Raw genomic sequence first — 7,139 nt, forward strand, 5'->3', positions numbered from 1 at the left:
CCAGGTGACCCCCGATCCCCGCTGAAGGTGACGTTCGCGGGCCCAGTCCCGTCGAGATGGCCCGCGAACGTCACGCTCAGCGGAGGGTGGAGAGCACGCACTAGGCTGCAGCCGTGAAGGATCAGGTGCACGAGCTCGCCCGCCGCGCCCGCACGGCCGCACGGTCGCTGGCGCTGGCGTCGCGGGCGCAGAAGGATGCGGCCCTGCTGGCCACGGCCGACGCCCTGGAGGCCGCGACCGAGCGCGTCGTCGCGGCCAACGCGCTCGACGTCGAGGCCGCGCGTGCCGAGGGCACGCCCGAGAACGTCGTCGACCGGCTGCTGCTCGACCCCGACCGCGTGGCCGCGTTCGCCCAGGGCGTGCGCGACGTCGCCGCACTGCCCGACCCGGTCGGCGAGGTCGTCCGCGGCTCGACGCTGCCCAACGGCCTGCGCCTGGAGCAGGTCCGCGTGCCCATGGGCGTCATCGGCATGATCTACGAGGGGCGGCCCAACGTCACCGCCGACGCCGCCGCCATCTGCCTGAAGGCCGGGAGCGCGTCGCTGCTGCGCGGGTCGCGCTCGGCGGCGCGGTCCAACGCGGCCATCGTCGACGTCATGCGCGAGGCCATCGCCGCCGCCGGGCTCCCCGCCGACGTCCGAGCGCGGGTCCACGGGGTCGCAGTGCACGCATGCAGCACTTCTACGACCGTGCCCGTCATCGAGACCGGCACCGGCAACGTGCACGTCTACGTCGACGCCGACGCCGACCTCGACATGGCGCTCGACGTCGTCCTCAACGCCAAGACCCACCGCACGAGCGTGTGCAACGCGGCGGAGTCGCTGCTCGTGCACCGCGACGTCGCCGAGGACTTCCTGCCGCGGGTGACGAAGGCGCTGCAGGCGGCCGGGGTCACGATCCACGGCGACGCCTCCTTCGCCGCGGTCGCCCCCGGCGTGCTCGAGGCCTCCGACCACGACTGGGCCACCGAGTACCTCTCGCTCGACATCGCCGCGAAGGTGGTGGACTCCCTCGAGGACGCCGTCGAGCACATCCGCACCTGGTCCTCGGGCCACACCGAGGCGATCGTCACCCGCTCGATCGACGCGGCGCGACGGTTCACGCTCGGCGTCGACTCGGCGGCCGTCATGGTGAACGCGTCGACGCGCTTCACCGACGGTGGGGAGTTCGGGTTCGGTGCGGAGATCGGCATCTCCACGCAGAAGCTGCACGCGCGCGGACCGATGGGGCTGCCGGAGATGACCACGACGACGTACGTGGTCACGGGCGACGGGCACGTGCGCTGACGCACGCCGGATCGTCGGGCTCGCGGGCACGCTGGTAGATTGCGGCCATGCTCGAGATCCTGGCCGCCATGGAGGAGTCCGGAGAAGAAGGAAGCTTCCTCTTCACGGCGATGCTCATCGGAGGTACCGCCCTGGGCATCCTCCTGGTCCTGCTCATCGCGCTGCTGGCCTTCGGCAAGGGCCGCGAGCACTCCTGAGCACGACCCACGGGCCCCAGGTCGTCGACGTGGCCCCCGAGCACGCACCGATCCGCCGACGTCGCGTCGGCGTCATGGGTGGCACGTTCGACCCCATCCACCACGGGCACCTCGTCGCCGCGAGCGAGGTGCAGTCGTGGTTCGACCTCGACGAGGTCGTCTTCGTCCCCACCGGGCGCCCGTGGCAGAAGGCCGACCGTGAGGTCTCGCCGGCCGAGCACCGCTACCTGATGACGGTGATCGCGACGGCGGCGAACCCGCGCTTCGAGGTGAGCCGGGTCGACATCGACCGCGACGGACTCACCTACACGATCGACACGCTGCGCGAGCTGGCCGCGGCCATGCCCGACGCCGACCTGTACTTCATCACCGGTGCCGACGCGATGGCCGCGATCCTGACGTGGCGCGACCACGACGAGCTGTTCGAGCTCGCCCACTTCGTCGGCTGTACGCGTCCCGGGCACGAGATGGACGAGCAGACGCTCGCCGGTCTGCCGGCCGAGCGGATCACGCTGGTCGAGATCCCGGCCCTCGCGATCTCCTCGACCGACTGCCGTGGACGCGTCGCGTCGGGTGAGCCGGTCTGGTACCTCGTCCCCGACGGCGTCGTGCAGTACATCGCGAAGCACCGTCTCTACTCCGCCTCCGACTCCGAGGACCCCTCATGACCGCAACCGACCGTGCCGTCGAGCTGACCCGGGTGGCTGCCGCTGCCGCGGACGAGAAGCTGGCGACCGAGATCATCGCCTTCGACGTCTCCGAGCAGCTGTTCATCACCGACGTGTTCCTGCTGTGCAGCGCGGCGAACCAGCCGCAGGCCCGCGCCATCAAGGACGCGGTCGAGGAGAAGCTGCTGGAGCAGGGCGCGAAGCCGGTGCGCCGCGAGGGCGACCGTGAGGGTCGTTGGATCCTGCTCGACTTCACCGACGTCGTGGTGCACGTGCAGCACACCGAGGAGCGCGCGTTCTACGCCCTCGAGCGGCTGTGGAGCGACTGCCCGACGATCGACCTCGAGCTCGCGTGACCCGCCGGGTCGTCCTGTGGCGCCACGGGCGCACGGAGTGGAACGTCGCCGGTCGGGTGCAGGGCCAGACGGACACGGCGCTCGACGAGGTCGGAGTCCGGCAGGCTGCGGCTGCGGCTGCACGCCTCGCGTCGCTGCGGCCGGTGCGGATCCTCAGCTCGGACCTGCAGCGTGCTCGGCACACGGCCGAGGAGCTGTCGCGGCTGACTGGGGTGCCGGTGGAGCTCGACGAGCGGCTGCGCGAGATGAACTTCGGCGAGCGCGAGGGCCTGACGTGGAAGGAGTCGTGGGAGCGCTTCCCCGACCTGATGAAGGCCATGCTGGAGGACCGCGAGGAGCGGTTCCCGGGCGCGGAGCTGCACGCGGAGGCGGGCGCACGGCGCCGTGCTGCGCGTGGGCGTGTGCACGTTCCTGGGGTTCCCGGAGGCCACCTGGCGCACGTTCGCGGGATTGTCGAACTGCTCGTGGATCGCGTTGGAGCAGATCTCGCCGGAGCACGACACCCGGTGGCGGCTCACCGAGTGGAACGCGGGCACGCTGCCCGAGCCGGTGATGTCGGACGACGGGTGACCCCCGGTGTTTACCCGCCCAGGGGGAGGGTCTAGAGTTCTTACTCGGTGATCGACGAGTGCGAGAACCACCCGCGAGGGGCATTGGCGCAGTTGGTAGCGCGCTTCCATGGCATGGAAGAGGTCAGGAGTTCGAATCTCCTATGCTCCACTCGGACCAAGAAGAGCCCCCCAGCCATCGTGCTGGGGGGCTTTTCGCTGTCTGTGGGGGCTCTTCTTCGTCCGAATCGGGACTGGTGATTCGGGGAGGAGTGAGCGCCAGCGAGCGACGGAGTCTCCTGTGCTCCACTCGAACGGCAGAAGGCCCCCAGTCCATGAGACTGGGGGCCTTTCTCGTGGTGTCGGGAGCTTCCTCCGTCGGCGGTAGGTGAGACGCGCGATCTCGGCCCGGTGGGGCGGCTGACCTACCGCTGACCCAGGTTCCGCGCCGCACCTACCGCCCAGTCAGCGCACGCGGAACCCCACCGGCCGGCTCGTCGCCGTCGTGAACGAGGCGGGGTCGCGGGGGGTGAAGGTGGCACGGACGTCCGGGCCGGAGCCACGTCGAGCCGGACCGCCCGGGAGACGACCGCACCGCTCGCGTTGGCGACCCGTACCCGGAAGGTCGCGCGCCGGTCGGCGGTGACCACGCGGTCGAGCGTGAGCGTCGGTCCGTCCGCGTCTGCGACGGCCAGCCAGCTCGAGCCGACCTTGCGCTGCCACTGGTACGACAGGTCCTCGCCCGATGCCGTCACCGCGAACCGGGCTTGACGGCCGACCGTGGCGGTCATGGGGCTCGGCTGGGTCAGGATCGTCGGCGGCTCCGCGATTGGCTCGGTGCCGTCGACCTCGAACGCGCCGACGGTGATCGGGGCGGGGGGCTTGTCCGGGTCGGCCGCGCCTCCCGAGCTGTACCAGTACGACGTCAGGCCGGTGCGGGCGTGGAAGTCGACGAACGGCTGGGGCCAGGAGCCCCACGCGTCACCCGTCCGCAGCTGCGCACTCGCACCCGCGGGGACGTCCACCTCGACGCCCGCGTAGTCGGGCTCGACCACGAAGCCGTCCGGGTCGACCTCGACGTCGCGGTAGGTGGCGACGACGACGTCCTCGACGGGCGCGATCGGGGTCTTCTCGCCGGGGTTCTCCTGGGAGGACCCGTAGCCCGAGAGGTCGGCGGTGAGGCGGCCGACGCCCTCGTCGTCGACGGTGAGCACCGGGTCGCTGAGGGTGAACGGCACGAGCCCGCCGTAGAAGTTCACGGTCCAGGCGCCCGACCACGCGATCGTCGCCGACCCGTCCTGCTCCACGCGCCCCCGGCCGTCGTCCAGCGTCACGACCTGACGGGTTCCGGGGTCGGCGTCGACGTGCGCCGCGCGCGTGGCCCAGGAAGCAGGGATGCGCTCCTCGCCGTCGAGCTGCAGCACCGACACGCTGCCGGCCTCGGCCTGGTAGGTGCCCTCGCTGCCGTCGGAGACACCGGCCGAGAAGTAGGACGACCCGCCGAACGGCGGTGCCTTCTGCAGCTCCTGCGAGCCCGACCACTCGAGCCTCGCGCCGCTCACCGTGCCTGCCTGCGACGCGGGCGCCTCGACGGTCAGCGTCGCGGTGCGGGAGTACGTCGTGCCCAGGCTGCTGGTGACCTTGAGCCGGAACTGCGACCCGGTCTGGTCGGCGCTGGTCTCGCGGACCGTGAGGGACGTGTCGCCGACGACGAGGTCGTCGTCGTCCGTGCCCACGGTCGTCCAGAACCCGTCCACGCGACGCTGCCAGGTGCTCGACGTGACCTCGGGGGAGGCGAGCACCTCGGCATCGAGGTTCGCGACGGTGCCCGGTCGGGTGCGGACGTCCTGGGGCTGCACGGCGAACCGAGGCGGGTAGGTGACGGTCAGCTGCGCCTCGTCGGAGACGACCGTGCCGGCGTCGTTGACGACCGTGAGGCGGTAAGTGCTCCCGGCGGTGGTGGGCGACGCCGCCACCGTCAGCGAGGTGCCCGTGGCGCCCTCGACGTCGGTGAAGCGCGAGGCGCCGACGGCACGTCGTTGCCACTGCACGCGGGAGGCGCCGGAGACCTCGGCGCGGAAGGTGACGTCGCGCGCCGTCTCGTCGGCGCCGAGCTGGACCGACACGTCGTCCGGCTGCTCGTCGACCGTCGGGGTGATCCCGCCGAACGCGAGCCGTGCGTAGCCGAAGCCGTCCTTCTTCAGCGGGACGTAGAGCGAGCCGTCGGGACCCACCTTGAGCAGGGCACGTCCGAAGGAGTAGGTCGCGTAGTCGGGCACGCGGTAGCCCACGGTCGAGCCGTCGCGACGCACGAGCTGGACGGCCTCGCCGTCGGTGTCGGCGTTGTCCGTCGCCCAGAGCAGGTCGCGGCCGGCGTCGTAGACCATCGATGCCGCGAACACCGAGTAGCCGTAGTCCGGGTAGACGTCGGGGCCGCGGAAGGGCTCGCGGGCCGTGGCGACGCCGTCGACGAGGTCGACGCGCACGTAGTCCTCGATCGACTGGCCCGACCCGTGCAGCAGCACCGAGCCGTCCGGGCCGGGCGTGGCCGACGTGTAGCCGTAGTAGGTGCCGAACACCGTGCTCGTGTGGCGCGTCCCCGGGACGGGCGTGACCGCGACGGTGTCGCCGGAGGGGCGCAGGTGCAGGGCCGGCAGGTAGCGGACCTCATCGTCGACGTACCCGTACCCGGTCCCGGTGGCCAGCACGTAGGAGCCGTCGCCCAGCGCCGCGAGATCGGGGTCGGTGTCCATCTCGCCGCTCGTGAACGGTCCCGCGTACTCGATGGCGCCCGCGTACTCGCCGGTCGTGGGCAACGTCATCGTGCCCGCGGACCGGGTCCAGCCGTCGCCCGCACGGCTGAAGCGGAAGAGGGTGACCTTGCCGGCCAGGTCGGTCGCCTCCGGGTCGTCGGAGAGGACGGCGAGCTCCTGGGCCACCGGGTTCCACGCCAGCGAGCCGACGCCGGGGACCTGGGTGTTCCCCTCGTCGTCCGTGCGGCCGTCGTGCAGACGGCCGACGACGGCGGACGTGAACGTGCCGGTCCCGCGGTCGAACGTGAGGGACCGCACGGTCGTCCGGACGGCAGGGTCGCCGTCGCGGCTCGTCACGTAGAACAGCGTGTCGGTGGCGGGGTCGATCGCGGTGCGCAGGTAGCGACCCGTGTAGACCTCCTCCGGGGCGACGGGCTGCTCGAACGGCCGGCCCACCGGCTTCATCGTCTGGGCGTCGAGCGCACGGACGACGAGCGTGTCGCCGATCTCGGGCGCGATCTCGGCGACGTAGACGACGTCGCCGCGCGGGGAGACCTCCAAGGCCCGGCTGGCGGTGCCGAGGCCGGACGTCGTGCTCACCGACATCCAGCGGCCGTCCTCGCGCAGCGCCGGAACGCCGGGACGGTCGAAGCGCTCGGTGAGGTCGGGCTTGCCGCCGTCGCCGGCGTACTCGATCGAGACGGGGTCGAGGGTCGTGCCCTGGCCGTAGATGGAGAAGCCCGGGCCGGCGACGGCGGGGACGTCGGTCCAGGTGGTGGTGCCGGACGCGGTGGTCGGGGCGACGTCGGTCACGTCGAGCTGGGCCAGGACGACGTCGACGTCGTGGTGCAGCTCGCCCCCGGGGTCGTCGCGCGTGTAGCCGGTGTGGGTGCCGCGGATCTCCTGGACCGTGGGACTGATCGTCACGGTGAGGTCGGAGTACGTCGTGTCGAGGGCCCACTTGCCCGGCTGGACCTGGCCGTACCAGCTGCGGAAGTGGACCGACCCGGCGAGGTCGAGCGTGGTGGTGCGGGTCTCGGGGTCGTAGCTGCCGGACTCGACCGGGAACCGGAAGGCGACGGGCGTGGTGCCCTTCCACGCGGTGACGGTCGCGCCGTCCCCGGCCTCGGACCCGTCGCCGATGTAGGAGCGCCAGGAGTCCTTCAGGCCCCAGACGACGGAGCCGGAGGTGATCGTGCTGGACGACCCCGCCGCGGCCGCGGAGGCCGTGGTCGGCAGCGCGACGAGCAGCCCGGCGAGGAGCGCCGTCAGGGCGACGTGGGGGAGGAGGCGGACGGGAGCCATGACGGTCCTTCGAGAGGGGGAGGGGG

Annotated in this window: 6 protein-coding genes, 1 tRNA gene and 1 pseudogene; 7 read left to right on the top strand and 1 reads right to left on the bottom strand. The window is 72.0% G+C overall.

Annotated elements, in window-relative coordinates; genetic code table 11:
* The first annotated feature begins 113 nt into the window (after window positions 1-113).
* The 7 genes and pseudogenes from A6Q79_RS08460 (at window position 114) to A6Q79_RS08485 (ending at window position 3,227) form a co-directional block, all read left to right on the top strand.
* Window positions 114-1,286, top strand: coding sequence for a glutamate-5-semialdehyde dehydrogenase (locus tag A6Q79_RS08460; RefSeq protein WP_317697738.1), 1,173 nt, complete (start codon window positions 114-116; stop codon window positions 1,284-1,286).
* A 47-nt stretch (window positions 1,287-1,333) separates the two neighbouring features.
* A complete protein-coding gene (locus A6Q79_RS08465) occupies window positions 1,334-1,483 on the top strand; it encodes a hypothetical protein (protein ID WP_236749731.1) in 150 nt (49 codons plus the stop codon).
* Window positions 1,484-1,512: 29 nt separating this feature from the next.
* Complete coding sequence (gene nadD / locus A6Q79_RS08470) at window positions 1,513-2,151, top strand: nicotinate-nucleotide adenylyltransferase (protein ID WP_257721377.1); 639 nt, start codon at window positions 1,513-1,515, stop codon at window positions 2,149-2,151.
* Window positions 2,148-2,507, top strand: a complete 360-nt coding sequence (gene rsfS / locus A6Q79_RS08475; RefSeq protein WP_067858947.1) for a ribosome silencing factor — start codon at window positions 2,148-2,150, stop codon at window positions 2,505-2,507. Before nadD ends, rsfS begins: the two co-directional genes overlap by 4 nt.
* A 56-nt stretch (window positions 2,508-2,563) precedes the next feature.
* Window positions 2,564-2,842: pseudogene (locus A6Q79_RS18600) on the top strand (histidine phosphatase family protein); the annotation flags it as partial.
* A 49-nt stretch (window positions 2,843-2,891) separates the two neighbouring features.
* Window positions 2,892-3,077 carry a hypothetical protein gene (locus tag A6Q79_RS18605; protein WP_286690815.1) on the top strand — a complete coding sequence of 62 codons (186 nt, stop codon included), beginning with the start codon at window positions 2,892-2,894 and terminating at the stop codon, window positions 3,075-3,077.
* A gap of 77 nt (window positions 3,078-3,154) precedes the next feature.
* Window positions 3,155-3,227, top strand: a tRNA-Ala gene (locus A6Q79_RS08485).
* Between the two features lie 253 nt (window positions 3,228-3,480).
* Here A6Q79_RS08485 and A6Q79_RS08490 read toward each other — a convergent pair.
* The gene (locus A6Q79_RS08490; RefSeq protein ID WP_317697746.1) at window positions 3,481-7,113 is read right to left on the bottom strand and encodes an HtaA domain-containing protein; all 3,633 of its coding nucleotides are present in this window, start codon (window positions 7,111-7,113) and stop codon (window positions 3,481-3,483) included.
* Between the last annotated feature and the right edge of the window lie 26 nt (window positions 7,114-7,139).

The sequence above is a fragment of the Aeromicrobium sp. REDSEA-S32_B7 genome (assembly GCF_001626145.1).
GTDB lineage: Bacteria > Actinomycetota > Actinomycetes > Propionibacteriales > Nocardioidaceae > Aeromicrobium > Aeromicrobium erythreum.

Excerpts from the sequence above, each read along its gene's own strand:
- A6Q79_RS08465 (WP_236749731.1), top strand. The coding sequence starts at position 1,334 with ATGCTCGAGATCCTGGCCGCCATGGAGGAGTCCGGAGAAGAAGGAAGC.
- A6Q79_RS08490 (WP_317697746.1), bottom strand. The coding sequence starts at position 7,113 with ATGGCTCCCGTCCGCCTCCTCCCCCACGTCGCCCTGACGGCGCTCCTC.
- rsfS (WP_067858947.1), top strand. The coding sequence starts at position 2,148 with ATGACCGCAACCGACCGTGCCGTCGAGCTGACCCGGGTGGCTGCCGCT.